Below are 15,214 nucleotides of genomic sequence, written 5' to 3' on the forward strand. Positions count from 1 at the left end.
ATGTCAAAGATAATAAAAGAGAAACTAACCGACCTAGGATACCATTTTGTTCCCGAGGCATATTTGCAAAATGGGGACGAATACTATTTTCGTAACCAGCAGTTTCCCGATGACGGAAAATTCCGGAATCTGACAACGGAAGAAATTAAGATTCTAATCGGAAATGATAATTATTCCAATAACTGGGAACGTGTTTTGGTGACGGATAAATTTCTTCCAGAGCAGATTCAACATTCCAAATTCTACGGACTTGTCCGCATAGGTGATATGGACGAAGTTTATCTTCATTTTCGAGACCTACGTTTACCCTGCGGGATCTACAACTCCACCATCGTGAGTAGTGATTTTGGAAGCGCGGTAGCCATCCATAATGTGCGTTATATGGCCCATTTTGTTATTGGTGATGAAGTGATGTTAGCGAATATCAACGAAATGGAAACCAGCAGTGGTGCCAAATTTGGTAATGGTATTCTGAAAATCGGCGACGTGGAAGAACGTCGGATTCGATTAGAACTCTGTAACGAGAATGGCGGACGTTCCGTACTGCCCTTTGACGGTATGCAGGCAGGCGACGTTTATTTATGGTCCCGTCATCGGAATGACCAAGAGCTACAACGGCGTTTCCAAGAAATGATGGAGGCACAGTTCTCGCCTCATCATGGTTTTTATAGTGAAATTGGTCATCATTCCGTGGTTAAGAATACCCATACTATTAAAGATATTAAAATGGGTTCACACGCTTATGTCAAGGGAGTAAATAAGCTGAAGAACCTTACTATTAACTCCTCGTCAGAATCCTATACCCAAATAGGAGAGGGGTGTGAATTGGTGAATGGTATAATCGGGCATGGATGTCGTATTTTCTACGGGGTAAAGGCTGTTCGCTTTATCTTGTCTTCCAACTCTCAACTGAAATATGGTGCTCGATTGATCAACTCTTTTTTAGGGGATAACTCTACCATTTCCTGCTGTGAAGTATTAAATTCTCTGATTTTTCCGGCACATGAACAACATCATAACAATTCGTTCCTCTGCGCAGCATTAGTGAAAGGACAGAGTAACATGGCGGCAGGTGCGACGGTAGGGTCAAATCATAACTCGCGGGCGGCGGATGGTGAAATTATTGCAGGACGCGGTTTCTGGCCAGGTTTGTGTGTTAGTTTGAAACATAACTCCCGTTTTGCGTCATACACGCTCATTGTAAAAGGAGATTTCCTGCACGAGTTGAATATCCGATTTCCTTTCTGTCTGGTAAGCAATGAAGCAGATACTAACCGTTTGATCATATTACCGGCTTACTGGTTTTTGTATAATATGTATGCTATGATGCGTAATACATCAAAATTCCAGTCACGTGACAAGCGAAAATTTAAGAACCAATATATCGAGTATGACGTGCTGGCACCAGACACGGTGAACGAGATGTTTGACGCATTATTGGAGATTGAAAAGGCGGTAGGCAGGACGTACGGGAATAACCCTGCAACGGCAGATGTCCAGGCTGTGGGCAAAGAAGTCTTATTGTCTGATCAACAGCTTACAGGAAAAGAGATATTACTAGACAATGTAGAGTTTTCCAGACGAAAAGTCGTATTAGCTAAACCAAAAGAAGCGTACATGGTATACGGACGTATGATTCGTTATTATGCTGCGACGCAAATTATAGGCTTTTTGGAGAGGAAATCGTTGGATGACTTACAGACGCTTATCTCTGCCTTTGCAACGTCGCGCAGCGCATTTGAAAATATCGGAGGGCAATTGGTTCCGAAAGCAAAATTGGACACTTTATTAGCCGACATTCGCGATAAAAAGATATTATCGTGGAAGGAGGCTCACGCGCGCTATCATGCATGGAGCGATGTCTATCTGGAGGATAAGTTTCAACATGCGATTGCATCTTTGGCGGAATTAAGTGGTGCCAGCCCGCCTTCTTGGGATAAGCAATATTTAAAACAACTTATTGAAGAGGCATTAAACACCCGTCGTTGGATCTTCGCAGAGATTGAGGGATCGCGTGCTAAAGATTACCAAAATCCGTTTAAACAAATGGTCTACGATTCCTATGAAGAGATGGAAGAAGTCGTCGGTCGTTTGGAGGACAATGATTTTATTAATAAGGAACGCGAGGGCTTTCTTGATTTTGAACAAACTGTAAAAAAGGTCTTGGATTCCCTGTCTTCGGTTGATTAACTTAAGGATGGTGTCTAAAAGCTAAGGATCGCTCGCTTTTAGACACGCTATTACAATTTAACCTTAGAAACCTTATAAGGTTTTCTGACCGCCTTATGAGCTGCTTCTTTTGCTATTTTTGCTTGTAATTCCGTAACCTTCTCTGGCTTAAAAGAGTTTTTACGTACATCTTCATCAAATATTTTTTCATACCAAGTACAAGCAGCGGTAAAACGACCATAATCTAATTGTAAATGATACCCATCACGCGTAAACGTGTCACCCACGGAACTAGTCCGTGCATTCTGAATCGCCGTGCCGGCGGGAATAATGTATTTAAAATAGCCTAATTTTGATAATTTTTTGGAGACGTCAGCTATCGCATTATACATAGTCAGCTGGCTACGATCGTAGTTTGCGAAACCTTTATGATTTGAATCGTGTTGATAAGCCCATGTTTGGTGATAGACAAACTGTGTTTCGGGATGTACCTTTTCACGTACATAGCTGACGAGTACAGGTAAGTTTTCCATGACCACATCGTACTTGCCGGAAAGTGAACTGGCCTGTTGAAAGCTTATATAATCCCAGTTTTCATTGTCTAGTGCTTGTGAGATGCTGACGTTCTTTGTTGTTACTTTTGTTCCGTCGAGTCCTATTTTGCGGTACTGATAATTCTCCGCGTTTTCATTAGCATTCTTTACGTGCAAGGACAGCGGCGCTCCACCGATATAGAGATTACCAATAATCATCTCTTTGCCTGTGCTCAATGCTAAATCATATAAGTAGTTTTCAATACCATCTTCTGAAAAACTATTGCCTATCGCTAAGATTTTAATGACATGATCCTGTTTCGGCGACACTTGCGCGATAGCCACTAACTGTGTGAAGACTGTAAATAGTAACAGAATGGATTTTCTCATCTTTATTTATTTTTGTCTTAATTTCCAATTTATTTAGAAACGGTTGTTCTACGAATATAACGAAACTATAATTTTTTATCGTATTGAACTTAAATATTTTGCACTTTAATACACAAAACCGAAATGTAAATAAGCATTAATACGCATGGGAATGGTTATTTACTCGAACTCTCATCAGTCATAAAAAAGAAAAATAAATAGATGAAATGTCTATTAACAATGGTATTTTTGGGATATAATGGCGTATAAGTTTGTAGATAATTATCGGGAAAGAGGCGCAAGAAAGCAACTCGTAAAGCATCTGGAAAAACGAGGAATTGAGGATAAGCGTGTATTAAGCGCTATCGGAAAAGTGCCCCGTCATTTTTTCTTTGACGAGACATTCTGGAACCAAGCCTATCGAGATATCGCATTTCCCATTGGTGATGGTCAAACTATCTCGCAACCTTATACCGTTGCTTATCAATCGGAATTGCTCCATGTCAAAAAAGGAGATAAAATACTAGAGATCGGAACGGGATCGGGTTATCAAACTTGTGTTTTAATGGAATTGGGAGCGGAAGTGTATACGATTGAGCGTCAGGAAAGTCTATATCGTCGAACCATTCAGGTGTTGCCTTATATGGGATATAAGCCACAATTTTTCCTAGGGGATGGTTCACGAGGTATTCCGGAACATGCACCGTATGATAAAATCATTGTAACTGCCGGCGCTCCGTTTGTACCCGAAGTCATGCTGAAACAGTTGAAATACGGAGGGCTCTTGGTTATCCCGGTAGGGGATGAGAAATCTCAAAAAATGGTGACTATCCTACGTGTTGGAGAAAATGATTTTGAACGTATAGAGCTGGACACCTTCCGCTTTGTTCCGTTAGTCGGAGACCAAGCGTGGTAGCACGCTAAGAATTATTAATAAAGATGATCTATAACAAATATCAAGACCGTATTCAAAGGACGAAAGAAGAAATTCTGCGTCTAAATAAAGCCATTAATCAAAATAGTTTCGCCCGTTTATTTGTTATTATTGGTGGCGGTGCATTACTATTTTATTTGATTCAGAAGGAAAATCTGTTGCTGTTATCATTGGCTGTTTTGATCATTATATTCCTATTTGCGTTTTTAGTAAGGCGGCAGAGCAAGCTGGAGAAAGTACATGCTGATGCAGAGGCTTTTCTACGGGTCAATGAAAATGAAATAACGTTGCGGGATACGCGTCGCACGATTTACAATGATGGAGCAGGATTTGAAGACGGCGGCCATCAATATACGTCAGATTTAGATATTTTTGGTCAATTTTCTTTGTTTTCATTAGTGAACCGATGCGCTACGGCTCTGGGCATAACAAAGTTAGCAAGTTGGTTCCAATATGCTGCAACTAAAGCCAAGATTGAAGAAAGACAAAAATCAATAGCGGAAATTGCAGAAGATTTGGACTGGAGTCAGAAATTTCAATCAAAGTTACTATTTAATATTGGTCAGAAAATCGAAGTAAAATCTTTTTTGTTGCGTTATTTTGAAGGATCAAGCTTAACATTTGGAGGAGCATTTATGCGCCTATACGTGCCTATTGCTCCTTTCGTTTTGTTGGTAGGTGTATTGCTTTCATTGTTTGTAACACCCATATGGACAGTTTTGCTGGTGTTGGGATTAGTCCATTTGTTCTGGACATTAGGATTAGCAGGAAAAGTAGGCTTGTTTTCCAGTAGGATAGATAAAGTGGGGCGAATTTTAGCGGCTTATGCGGAAGGAATAGCCTTGGTGGAAGAAAGGACCTTTGTGGCAACAGAAAGCAAACGTCTACAACAACAATTAAGCGTTGATGGGAAGCCGTTATCTGGGGCCTTTCGGGAACTGTCCAAATTAATCAATAACCTCGATGCTCGAAATAATATGCTGATGGGAGCTATTCTCAATATTGTTTTGCTATGGGATTTTAAATACGTGATGAGAATTGTACAATGGAAATCGAAGTATGAGGCGGATATTTTAGAAGCCTTTGATATTATCGCGGAATTTGAAGCCTTAAATTCATTGGCCGTATTAAAGCGCAATCATCCCTCCTGGACCACTCCCGAATTATTGAGCAATACAACGAACGACAAAATTGTAGCAGCGGGAATAGCACATCCGTTAATTCCGGTAGAACAATCTGTCACGAATGATTATAGTAACGAACAGCACCGGATTGCCCTGATTACCGGTTCAAACATGGCGGGCAAGAGTACATTTCTTCGAACGATTGGTATCAATGCGGTATTGGCGTATGCAGGAGCAGTAACGTGCGCTGCGGTATTTAAATTGCCTATTTATAATCTTATTTCCTATATGCGGATCAGGGACTCTTTAAATGAGAGTACATCTACGTTTAAAGCAGAGTTGGATAGGATGAAGTTTATATTAGATACCGTGAAACAGGATAGAGATAGTTTTTTTCTTATTGATGAGATGTTACGTGGAACCAATTCGGTAGATAAATACCTGGGATCTCGAGCGATCATTCGTAAATTAATCGCTATGGAAGGTAAGGGAATGGTAGCGACCCATGATTTGCAATTGGCATCACTCGAAGAGGAAAATATAGGCAGGGTACAAAACTATCATTTTGATATTCGTGTAGAAGAAGGAGAGATGCTTTTTGATTATAAACTGAAATACGGACGCTGTACAATTTTTAATGCGTCGTTATTGTTGAAAGGCATTGGGATTGACGTGGACTCGATTTGACATTACTAATCATTATAACATGACGTTAGAAGAAAGAATACAAGAATCAGAAACACGCGTCTGTACGACCGTGTTTCCGTTTTTGACAAACCATCATGATACGTTATTTGGTGGGAAGGCGATGGCCATTATGGATGAAGTATCGTTTATGGCAGCGACTCGGTTTTGTCGTAAACGTCTGGTAACGGTTTCCACAGATCGTATTGACTTCGAGAAAGCTATACCCAATGGAAGTATCATCGAAGCTATCGCACGCGTGCATAGCGTAGGCAACACGAGTGTCAAAGTCAAGGTACAGGTCTTCTTGGAAAAGATGTATGTAGATGGACGTGAACTAGCAATTCAGGGGATGTTTACCTTCGTTGCCTTGGATGATAACAAACAGCCTATTCCAGTTGTGCACGGATTGGATTTAGAGTAGAGTCTTACTGGCTTACCAACTTACTCACTACGAACAATAGGTGCTAAATCATTCAGCTCTTCTTCAGTGAACAACCGATAGTGTACTTTAAACGTCTTACCTAGCGGTGTTTCCAATGAGAACCCACCTGGACCGAACCCGTCCAGCACATCCAACGTGAAATGTGCATACTTCCAATATTCAAACAAATCGCGGTCTATCCAAAATTCGAACCCTTCCGCCAGTCCAATCATTGCATCGTTCATGCGAGGATAGAACCCTCCTTTTTCAAAACATTGCGGCTGCGTACCTTCACAACACCCGCCTGCCTGGTAGAACATCAGCTCGCCATGCTTCTCGACCAACTCTTGAATCAATTTTTTCGCTTCATCTGTAACATCTAGTCGTTTTATCATGATCATTAATTTTAAAAGATAAATACAGTTAGGGGAAGTATGAAGTCCCCTAACCATATGTATACGCTAAAAGAATCCCAGTTTCTCCTTGCTATAAGAAATCAACATATTCTTTGCTTGGCGATAATGAGCCAGCATCATTTTGTGGTTTTCACGCCCCACACCCGACTGTTTGTAGCCGCCGAATGGCGCTCCTGCCGGATAAGCATGATATTGGTTCACCCATATGCGTCCAGCTTTAATAGCACGCGGGATCTGATAGAGCTGGTGGGCATCGCGTGTCCATACACCTGCACCCAAACCGTATAGCGTATCGTTAGCAATTTCAATTGCTTCTTTTTCGTCTTTAAACGTTGTCACAGCGAGTACCGGACCGAAAATCTCTTCTTGGAAAATACGCATCTTGTTATGTCCTTTGAAAAGAGTCGGCTGGATATAATAGCCCTCTTCAAAGCCTGTACCCACGTGATTGACATCACCACCCGTCAATACCTCAGCGCCCTCTTCCTTACCTAATTTAAGGTACGACATGATTTTGTCTTTTTGGATTTTGGACGCCTGTGCCCCCATCATCGTAGTCGGATCCAGCGGGTCACCAACTTTTATCTGGTTGACACGATCAATAACTTTTGCGATGAATCGGTCGTATATATCTTCCTGTATTAATAATCGCGAAGGACAGGTACATATTTCACCTTGATTTAGGGCAAACAATACCGCGCCTTCAACCGCTTTGTCTAAATATGCGTCCTCTTCGTCCATAACGGAACTGAAGAAGATATTGGGCGATTTTCCTCCTAGTTCTAACGTCACAGGGATAATGTTTTCGGTGGCATATTGCATGACCATACGTCCCGTAGCCGTGGACCCGGTAAAGGCGGCTTTGGCTACTTTCGGATTGGTGACAAGTGAACGCCCTAATTCCGAACCAAAGCCATTGACAACGTTCACTACCCCGTCCGGCAGCAAATCGCCAATCAATTCCATTAAGACCATTATCGAGGTCGGCGTACTTTCCGCGGGTTTAAGTACCACAGAACAGCCGGCAGCTAGTGCCGGGGCGAGTTTCCAAACTGCCATTAAGATAGGGAAATTCCAAGGGATAATCTGTGCGACGACACCGATTGGCTCATGCACGATGAGCGACACGGTGTTAGCATCAAGTTCACTTAATGAACCTTCTTCTGCGCGGATAACACCTGCGAAATATCGGAAATGATCTATCGCTAAAGGTATATCTGCATTTAATGTTTCCCGAACAGCCTTTCCATTGTCTATAGTTTCGACAGCGGCGAGATATTCTAGGTTTTCCTCTATGCGATCTGCGATTTTGTTTAATATAATGCTGCGTTCCGTAGCGGAGGTTTTACTCCAGCTTTCGAAAGCTTTTGCAGCCGCATCTACCGCCAAGTCTAGATCCTCTTTGCTGGAATGTGCTACCTGTGTGAACGGTTTACCATCTATAGGCGATACATTGTCGAAGTATTTACCTAAAACGGGAGCGACGAATTTGCCGCCGATGTAATTGTCATAACGTTCTTTGAACGCGGGTCTCTGAATTGTACTCATATTGTCTCAATTTTAACGCGGTTTGTTAGCTTAACAAATGTAACGACGTAGATGTTTTGGAGATAGCATTATCCGGGCAAATAGTAGCATAATCGGTTGAATTGTTCGGCAGAAATATAGCTCCCGTGTTAAAAGGTTTGCTGTTCTGTCAGAAAGTGTACGTGTTATGCCAGGAGGTCGAACTTTTTCTATTAGGAAGTCTAGCTGTTCCACTTGCACGATATCCGCGAATTACTTATATTTGAGTGTCATCCGTTATCAATAGGAGAGCACATGCAGCGAAATCATCAACTGAAAATGCTACCTTTTTCGAGCTCGAAAGAACTCCACAGTTTAGTGGAAAACCGACGAGCGTACACGTTGCCAAATTTTGAGGTGAACATTTTTGAAACGTATGAAGCAAGTGCGCTAGTTCCACTTCAATTTAGTGATTTGGTCATTATTAATATGATAAAAGGGAAGAAAGTCATGCATCTTCAAGATAAGGTCTCATTCGATTACTATCCAGGAGAAACGCTGTTATTGCCGGAATATACGCAAATGTTCATTGATTTTCCTGAAGCTCGTATGGAATCACCCACCCAGTGTACCGCTATTACGGTAGATGCAAATAAAATAAAAGAAGTCGTCGATTACCTCAACGAATTTTATCCCAAAAAAGAGCATCGTGCAAACTGGACTTTTCAGCTAGATAAGTTTCATTTTAGTAATAATGATGAACTGGCGCGTTTAACTAATCGGCTTTTTCAAGTGACATTAAGTGGGGATATACACAAGGAAGCCTTGGCAGATTTGGTGCTAAAAGAGTTGATGATTCGCATTATGCAGATGCAGGGACTCTTAGTACTTGAAGAGTCGACAGCAAAAAATAGTTCGGTTTTTACTTGTCTGAAACAATATATAAAAGAAAATATGACCGAAAAGCTGTCCATAGATAAGCTCTGCGCACACGTTGGGATGAGCAAAAGCAGGCTTTCAAGGAGTTTTAAGGCGGAATTTGGTATAAGCCCAATGGAGTTTGTCATACGGGAGCGCCTCGCATACGCTAAAAAGGTATTGAAACAATCTGGTAATGTTAAAGAAGCTTGTTTTTCTTCGGGGTTTTCCGATGTAAATTATTTCGTCCGTCTGTTTAGGCAGCGTGAGGGGATCACCCCAGGAAAATACGCAAGCATATAAATAAGGGACCCGTTACCTTTTCATCGCACGGTCAAGTTCCCTTTTGCTTTCCCGTTCTTTGATAGTGTCTCGTTTATCGAAATCCTTTTTGCCCTGCGCTAAGGCTATCTCTACTTTAGCATAGCCTCTGTCGTTGATGAAGATACGTAAGGGGACGATAGTAAAGCCCTTTTCTTCTCCCTTTTCTTTTAATTTTTTCAGCTCCTTTTTAGTTAACAAAAGCTGGCGATCTCTTTTTGCTTCGTGGTTGTAGAAAGAGCCAAATGAGTATTCGGCAATATGCATGTTGCGAATGTATAAGCCATCTTCAAAAAACGCACAGAAGCTGTCGTTAATATTTGCTTTTCCTTGTCGGATAGATTTGATCTCGGTACCCAGCAAACCAATCCCTGCTACATACTTATCTAACAGGTGATATTCAAAGGATGCACGTTTATTCTTGATATTGATATTTGCTGATATTGCCATTTCAAATTGATTTAAACGCAAAAATAGCGATTTTATAAGTTTATTGAACTTTTCGTGATAAACTGTTGGTAATATCTTAACAATAATTTAATTTTATGATATTTATATGGTTTTTAAATATTATTCGTTCGCGAGAATTTTGTATGTTTGCTCCGATTTTTTTGGACGGAAAATATACAAGAGGAGTCCTACAGAGTTGTCAAATAATAACATAAATATATTAATGGCTTGATGGGAAGGGAATTGTATATTTTTGTTTTTTTTAATTTATTTTTGACGATTGATTGAAAAAGGTCAAAAGTTAAATTAACTTGCGTTATAGAAATTATGTCACATAAAATACAAACACCTACAGCATGAGTACGGGAAAGTTAAGTGGAAGAACATCTAAGTTCCTGAAAAGTGAACTAGAGCCAATTAAGTCTAATAATCTTTACGCTTATTTTAGACCTATTCAATCAAAACAGGATACGGAGGTTTTGATCGATGGCAAACGTGTGCTGATGTTCGGATCAAACTCTTATTTAGGTTTGACAACAGACAAGAGAATTATAAAAGCCGCGCAGGACGCACTGGAAAAGTACGGAACAGGCTGTGCGGGATCTCGTTTCCTTAATGGAACGCTGGATATCCACGTGGAATTAGAAGAAAAGCTAGCAAGCTATGTAGGTAAAGAAGCAGCAATATTATTCAGTACGGGTTTCCAATCTAATTTGGGTCCTCTATCGTGTTTAACGGGGCGTAATGATTATATCTTACTAGACGAAAGAAATCATGCTTCCATTATTGATGGGAGTAGGTTGTCTTTTTCTAAGGTCGTCAAGTATGCGCATAACGATATGGATGATTTGCGGTCCAAAATGGCTCGGCTTCCTGAAGATAGCTTTAAGCTCATTGCGACAGATGGTATTTTTAGTATGGAAGGCGACATTGTAAAGCTTCCTGAGTTGGTTGCCGTAGCCGATGAATACGATGCTGCTATTTTATGTGACGATGCCCACAGTTTAGGTGTGATAGGTGAAAAAGGAGCAGGTACGGCTTCTCATTTCGGCTTGACGGACAAAGTCGATTTGATCATGGGAACATTTAGTAAATCGCTAGCTTCCTTGGGTGGTTTCGTGGCAGCAGATGTGGACACCATTGAGTACCTAAAACACCGAGCACGTTCGTTAATGTTCAGTGCGAGTATGACACCTGCCTCGGTCGCGTCAACGTTAAAAGCATTAGAGATTATCCAGACGGAACCCGAACATATAGAAAAACTATGGGCAAATACGAATTACGCAAAAAGACTTTTACTTGAGCAAGGTTTCGATTTGGGTTTTACCGAAAGTCCAATCTTGCCGATTTTTGTCCGTAACAACGATAAAACATACTATGTTACGAAGATGCTCCAGGATAATGGTGTTTTCGTTAATCCCGTGGTTGCTCCGGCAGTACCTGCAGAAGAATCGCTTATACGCTTTTCATTGATGGCAACCCATAGTTTTGAACAAATAGAAGAAGCTGTAGACAAGATGTCGAAAGTATTCAAAACATTGGAAGTAGAGTCTTTCATAAATTAGGGAAATGATAGAGATAATTCCTGTTCAAACAAAGAAGCAAATCGCTCAATTTATTGATTTGCCACATGATTTGTATGCAAAAGATCGAAATTATGTCCCCGAATTGTTTTTAGGGCAACAGGATTTACTCTCTCCTCATAAGCATCCTTTCTATAAACACTCGTCAGCTCAGCCTTTTCTTGCTTATAAAGATGGGCATATTGTAGGGCGGATTTTAGCGATATGGAATGCTAACCATAATGCTTTTAACAAAGTATCCGAAGGACAATTTGGATTCTTTGAATCGATTAATGACCGGGCCGTAGCGAATAACTTGCTCGATACGGCTGCCGAATGGGTGAAGTCCAAAGGAGGGACCCGTATTGTAGGGCCTGTTAATCTCACTACGAATGATACTTGTGGACTTTTGGTAGACGGCTTTGATAGGCCGCCCATGGTCATGATGCCCTATAATCCTCCTTATTATTTAGAACTGATAGAACATGCCGGATACAGTAAAAAAGTAGATTTGCGTGCTTATCTCGTTACGACAAAAACAGCCAACCAGCGTTCGGTACTGCTATTGGAAAAGTTAGAGAAGCGATTGAAGCGATCGGGCATTATTTTACGTCAGATCAATTTAAAAGATTTTGCGAACGAGGCGAAAAAAATAAAGACGGTGTACAATAGAGCTTGGGACAAAAATCTGGGCTTCGTTCCAATGACCGATGACGAGTTTGATTATACAGCTAAAGAACTTAAGATGATCGTGGATCCAAAATATTGTATCGTGGCGGAGAAAGGGGGGGAAATTGTCGGTTTTGCTCTAGGGATTCCGAATATTAACGAAATTTTGATTCAGATAAAGAAAGGTAGACTATTGCCGTTTGGTATATTTAAATTGCTTTTTGGCTTGAAAAAGGTCAAAATGATTCGGGTCTTAATGCTGGGGGTATTAGAGGGGTATCGAAAATTAGGTATAGAAGCGTGCCTCTACGGCCGTATTATAAAAAATGCAATTCCCTCAGGAATTGAAGGCGCAGAATGTTCCTGGATGTTGGACGACAATTATATGATGAACCATGCCATTGAACAGATTAATGCCGAATTCTATAAGCGCTATCGTCTGTACGAGAAAGCGATATGAAAAAGAAAATCTTAATAACCGGAGCTAGCGGTTTTGTAGGCTTTCATTTAGTTTCTGCAGCATATGAAGCTGGCTACGAAGTGCATGCTGCTGTGCGTCGATCCAGTCAAATTGCCGATATCGAACCATTCGTTGAAAAATTCGTTTATCCCGACTTTAATCAAATAAGTTCATTAGCCGAACTTTTTTCTCGCGAAGCGTATGCCTATATCATACATGCGGCAGCGATGACGAAAGCGAAATCGGAAGCAGAAATGATCGCTGTGAATGCGGGCGTAACCGAACGACTGTTGGAAGCTGCTTTTCAAGCTCCACAACCACCTATTCGTTTCGTCTTTGTGAGCAGCTTGGCGGCTATTGGGCCGGTAGGCTATCTCGATGAACCGATAACAGAGATTACGCCTTATAATCCTGTGACGATGTATGGACGGAGTAAGCGGGATGCGGAAAAGATGATCCATGCGAAATTTGCGGAAAAGCCGGTTTCGATTATTCGACCTACAGCGGTATACGGGCCGCGAGAGAAAGATCTTTTTATTTTGTTTGATACAATGAACAAAGGGTTGGATGCATACGTGGGAAGAGCCCCCCAAAAACTTTCCTTTGTATATGTAAAAGATTTAGTTGACGTTTTATTGCGCGCGTGCATTTCTCCTCAAGAAGGATTAACTATTTTTAATATTTCAGATGGGCGTATTTATTCCCGTTATGAAATGGCAGAGATTTTTAAAAGGACATTCCGTAAAAAGCTTATTCGCATTCATGTGCCGTATGCCATAGTCAAAACAGTGGCGCAGATTTCGCAGTGGTTGTATCGCAAATCCCCCCAGCCCCCTGTGATTTATCCCGAACGTTTAAGAGAATTGACTGCGGAGAATTGGGGTTGTGATATCACACATGCAATGCAGAAGCTAGGATACCGGCCACAATATGAGCTGGATAATGGGTTGGCGGACAGTCTGCTTTGGTACAAAAAAAATAATTGGTTTTAAAGACTACAATATGAGTCAAAAAATAAATAAAAAGCTCTTCCAAGATCGGAAGAGAACAAATTTTTTAAGTTCTTCGGAACAAAAAATGATCTCTTATCTGGTTCCGCGTATCCCTAATTGGATTTCCTCTGATGGTCTTACGGCTATTGGGCTATTTGGGTCGCTGATGATACTGGGAAGCTTTCTTTTGGCAGAGTATGTGGCGCGCCCTTGGTTACTGCTGGGAATTATAGGGTTTTTCGTGCAGTGGTTTGGAGATTCACTAGATGGACGTATTGCTTACTATCGTAACAAGTCACGAAAGTGGTACGGCTTCGCATTAGACATTGTCATGGATTGGATCAGTACAGTAATGATAGGGCTGGGTTATGTGTTCTATGCGACTGGGGATTTTAAATATTCGGGTTTTGCGTTGGTCGCCTTGTACGGTTGGGCAATGATTATTTCACAGTTACGCTATCGAATAACGGATAAATATACTATTGATGCGGGCCTATTGGGGCCGACGGAGATCCGAGTCATTATATGTGCAGTGTTGTTATGCGAGATCCTTTTTGCTGGGAGTATCAATTATCTAGTGATTATTATCTGCGTTGCTTTGTTCTTTATCAATTGCGTAGATACCAAAAAATTATTGGATATGGGTGATGAGCGTGACTGGGAGGAGAAGAAAAACAAGGAGGTTGCGACGAATGAAAAAGAAGCGCAAAGTAGTAATACGTGATTTTATTCTTTCTTTCGGAAAGGCACAAGTGTCTGCTTTTTTAGGTGGACTATTTGACTTCTCTGTCTATACCATTTGTATACAAGTCTTAGGTTTTACGGCTTATATATCAAATATAATCAGCGGCTCGTTAGGAGCCGTCGTTAATTTTACGATTAATAGATATTGGACTTTTGATAGCACAGGGGCACCTGTAGGTAAGCAGTTAGGGAAGTTCGTCATGGTCGTCATTGGTAGTATATCTTTAAAATCAATGGGTATATTCCTTTTAGTCGATCATCTTTCGTTGAACCCGTATTATTCGAAAATTATTGTGGAAATTCTCATTTCGCTTGGTTTCAATTTCTTGATGCAGAAATATTGGGTGTTTAAGAAGTAGTTCGTCAATCATCAGTGGTTGAGTTCGTGCGTTACAAAAAATATCTTTCAGATTTTCAATGTATTGTATTGATGTTGGAGTAAAAAGGTATGGGAGTCTTGGAGGGAATGCATAAAATTTCTACCTTTGCACCACTCCGCGAGGGAGGGCAGGTTACCCGGTGATCCGGGTACGGAAAATTTGAAAAACATTTTTGGTTTTCGTTAAACTTTCTTACCTTTGCCATCCCGAAAGGGTAAAAAACACAAGAGATAGATTCCGTTCCTTAGGGAGCGGTTGAGATAGCCGAAGCGCGAAGCGGAGGTGCAGAAGTTCTTTAAGATAGATGATCATGTAGCGCAGCGAGTACCCTTTATGGGGGGAAAGTTGTAACAGAACAGACAATTTTTTCGGTCCGGGCCGTACAGTACAATTACTGACGATCCGGTCATAAAAAAGATGACCGGGGTCAATATTCATTTTTACAATGGAGAGTTTGATCCTGGCTCAGGATGAACGCTAGCGGCAGGCCTAATACATGCAAGTCGGACGGGATTGTCCCTTAGCTTGCTAAGGGGCATGAGAGTGGCGCACGGGTGCG

14 protein-coding genes and 1 rRNA gene are annotated in these 15,214 nt (G+C 41.1%); 11 read left to right on the forward strand and 4 right to left on the reverse strand.

The genetic code is table 11. The features are described from left to right. Nucleotides 1-2,190: a DUF4954 family protein gene (locus C5745_RS11300; protein ID WP_105717104.1), complete on the forward strand. Its 2,190-nt coding sequence runs from the start codon at nucleotides 1-3 to the stop codon at nucleotides 2,188-2,190. Nucleotides 2,191-2,240: 50 nt separating this feature from the next. Here C5745_RS11300 and C5745_RS11305 read toward each other — a convergent pair whose 3' ends face one another. Beyond that, on the reverse strand, nucleotides 2,241-3,092 hold the full coding sequence (locus tag C5745_RS11305; protein ID WP_105717105.1) for a DUF4886 domain-containing protein: 852 nt from the start codon (nucleotides 3,090-3,092) through the stop codon (nucleotides 2,241-2,243). 238 nt (nucleotides 3,093-3,330) lie between these two features. Here C5745_RS11305 and C5745_RS11310 point away from each other — a divergent pair, with 238 nt between their 5' ends. From C5745_RS11310 to C5745_RS11320, 3 genes are read left to right on the forward strand one after another with little or no spacing between them, the layout of a single operon-like run. Next, on the forward strand, nucleotides 3,331-3,987 hold the full coding sequence (locus C5745_RS11310) for a protein-L-isoaspartate(D-aspartate) O-methyltransferase (protein ID WP_105717106.1): 657 nt from the start codon (nucleotides 3,331-3,333) through the stop codon (nucleotides 3,985-3,987). Nucleotides 3,988-4,010: 23 nt separating this feature from the next. After that, complete coding sequence (locus C5745_RS11315) at nucleotides 4,011-5,816, forward strand: MutS-related protein (protein ID WP_105717107.1); 1,806 nt, start codon at nucleotides 4,011-4,013, stop codon at nucleotides 5,814-5,816. 19 nt (nucleotides 5,817-5,835) lie between these two features. Next, complete coding sequence (locus tag C5745_RS11320; RefSeq protein WP_105717108.1) at nucleotides 5,836-6,237, forward strand: acyl-CoA thioesterase; 402 nt, start codon at nucleotides 5,836-5,838, stop codon at nucleotides 6,235-6,237. 20 nt (nucleotides 6,238-6,257) lie between these two features. Here C5745_RS11320 and C5745_RS11325 read toward each other — a convergent pair whose 3' ends face one another. Both C5745_RS11325 and C5745_RS11330 read right to left on the reverse strand, forming a co-directional pair. Continuing rightward, nucleotides 6,258-6,632 (reverse strand): DUF779 domain-containing protein, encoded by a 375-nt coding sequence (locus C5745_RS11325; protein ID WP_105717134.1) that lies wholly within the window; start codon nucleotides 6,630-6,632, stop codon nucleotides 6,258-6,260. A 66-nt stretch (nucleotides 6,633-6,698) separates the two neighbouring features. Further along, nucleotides 6,699-8,201, reverse strand: coding sequence for an aldehyde dehydrogenase family protein (locus tag C5745_RS11330; RefSeq protein ID WP_105717109.1), 1,503 nt, complete (start codon nucleotides 8,199-8,201; stop codon nucleotides 6,699-6,701). A 273-nt stretch (nucleotides 8,202-8,474) separates the two neighbouring features. On the opposite strand from C5745_RS11330, the gene C5745_RS11335 reads away from it, so the two are divergent. Further along, nucleotides 8,475-9,380, forward strand: coding sequence for an AraC family transcriptional regulator (locus C5745_RS11335; protein ID WP_243403321.1), 906 nt, complete (start codon nucleotides 8,475-8,477; stop codon nucleotides 9,378-9,380). Between the two features lie 12 nt (nucleotides 9,381-9,392). On the opposite strand, the gene smpB is transcribed toward C5745_RS11335, so the two are convergent. Further along, nucleotides 9,393-9,848: an SsrA-binding protein SmpB gene (gene smpB, locus C5745_RS11340; RefSeq protein WP_105717110.1), complete on the reverse strand. Its 456-nt coding sequence runs from the start codon at nucleotides 9,846-9,848 to the stop codon at nucleotides 9,393-9,395. A gap of 356 nt (nucleotides 9,849-10,204) precedes the next feature. Here smpB and spt point away from each other — a divergent pair, with 356 nt between their 5' ends. The 6 genes from spt to C5745_RS11370 all read left to right on the forward strand — a co-directional run. Beyond that, nucleotides 10,205-11,413 carry a serine palmitoyltransferase gene (spt, locus tag C5745_RS11345; RefSeq protein ID WP_105717111.1) on the forward strand — a complete coding sequence of 403 codons (1,209 nt, stop codon included), beginning with the start codon at nucleotides 10,205-10,207 and terminating at the stop codon, nucleotides 11,411-11,413. A 4-nt stretch (nucleotides 11,414-11,417) separates the two neighbouring features. Next, complete coding sequence (locus C5745_RS11350) at nucleotides 11,418-12,539, forward strand: hypothetical protein (protein ID WP_105717112.1); 1,122 nt, start codon at nucleotides 11,418-11,420, stop codon at nucleotides 12,537-12,539. Next, a complete protein-coding gene (locus C5745_RS11355) occupies nucleotides 12,536-13,531 on the forward strand; it encodes an NAD-dependent epimerase/dehydratase family protein (RefSeq protein ID WP_105717113.1) in 996 nt (331 codons plus the stop codon). The genes C5745_RS11350 and C5745_RS11355 overlap by 4 nt, the downstream gene beginning before the upstream one ends. Nucleotides 13,532-13,541: 10 nt before the next feature. Next, a complete protein-coding gene (locus tag C5745_RS11360; RefSeq protein ID WP_105717114.1) occupies nucleotides 13,542-14,255 on the forward strand; it encodes a CDP-alcohol phosphatidyltransferase family protein in 714 nt (237 codons plus the stop codon). Then, nucleotides 14,224-14,634 (forward strand): GtrA family protein, encoded by a 411-nt coding sequence (locus C5745_RS11365; RefSeq protein WP_105717115.1) that lies wholly within the window; start codon nucleotides 14,224-14,226, stop codon nucleotides 14,632-14,634. Before C5745_RS11360 ends, C5745_RS11365 begins: the two co-directional genes overlap by 32 nt. 463 nt (nucleotides 14,635-15,097) lie before the next feature. Beyond that, nucleotides 15,098-15,214, forward strand: a 16S ribosomal RNA gene (locus tag C5745_RS11370); the annotation flags it as partial.

Origin of the sequence: Sphingobacterium haloxyli (genome assembly GCF_002980525.1) — a bacterium.
Taxonomy (GTDB): domain Bacteria; phylum Bacteroidota; class Bacteroidia; order Sphingobacteriales; family Sphingobacteriaceae; genus Sphingobacterium; species Sphingobacterium haloxyli.

Excerpts from the sequence above, each read along its gene's own strand:
- C5745_RS11300 (WP_105717104.1), top strand. The coding sequence starts at position 1 with ATGTCAAAGATAATAAAAGAGAAACTAACCGACCTAGGATACCATTTT.
- C5745_RS11305 (WP_105717105.1), bottom strand. The coding sequence starts at position 3,092 with ATGAGAAAATCCATTCTGTTACTATTTACAGTCTTCACACAGTTAGTG.
- C5745_RS11310 (WP_105717106.1), top strand. The coding sequence starts at position 3,331 with ATGGCGTATAAGTTTGTAGATAATTATCGGGAAAGAGGCGCAAGAAAG.
- C5745_RS11315 (WP_105717107.1), top strand. The coding sequence starts at position 4,011 with ATGATCTATAACAAATATCAAGACCGTATTCAAAGGACGAAAGAAGAA.
- C5745_RS11320 (WP_105717108.1), top strand. The coding sequence starts at position 5,836 with ATGACGTTAGAAGAAAGAATACAAGAATCAGAAACACGCGTCTGTACG.
- C5745_RS11325 (WP_105717134.1), bottom strand. The coding sequence starts at position 6,632 with ATGATAAAACGACTAGATGTTACAGATGAAGCGAAAAAATTGATTCAA.
- C5745_RS11330 (WP_105717109.1), bottom strand. The coding sequence starts at position 8,201 with ATGAGTACAATTCAGAGACCCGCGTTCAAAGAACGTTATGACAATTAC.
- C5745_RS11335 (WP_243403321.1), top strand. The coding sequence starts at position 8,475 with ATGCAGCGAAATCATCAACTGAAAATGCTACCTTTTTCGAGCTCGAAA.
- smpB (WP_105717110.1), bottom strand. The coding sequence starts at position 9,848 with ATGGCAATATCAGCAAATATCAATATCAAGAATAAACGTGCATCCTTT.
- spt (WP_105717111.1), top strand. The coding sequence starts at position 10,205 with ATGAGTACGGGAAAGTTAAGTGGAAGAACATCTAAGTTCCTGAAAAGT.
- C5745_RS11350 (WP_105717112.1), top strand. The coding sequence starts at position 11,418 with ATGATAGAGATAATTCCTGTTCAAACAAAGAAGCAAATCGCTCAATTT.
- C5745_RS11355 (WP_105717113.1), top strand. The coding sequence starts at position 12,536 with ATGAAAAAGAAAATCTTAATAACCGGAGCTAGCGGTTTTGTAGGCTTT.
- C5745_RS11360 (WP_105717114.1), top strand. The coding sequence starts at position 13,542 with ATGAGTCAAAAAATAAATAAAAAGCTCTTCCAAGATCGGAAGAGAACA.
- C5745_RS11365 (WP_105717115.1), top strand. The coding sequence starts at position 14,224 with ATGAAAAAGAAGCGCAAAGTAGTAATACGTGATTTTATTCTTTCTTTC.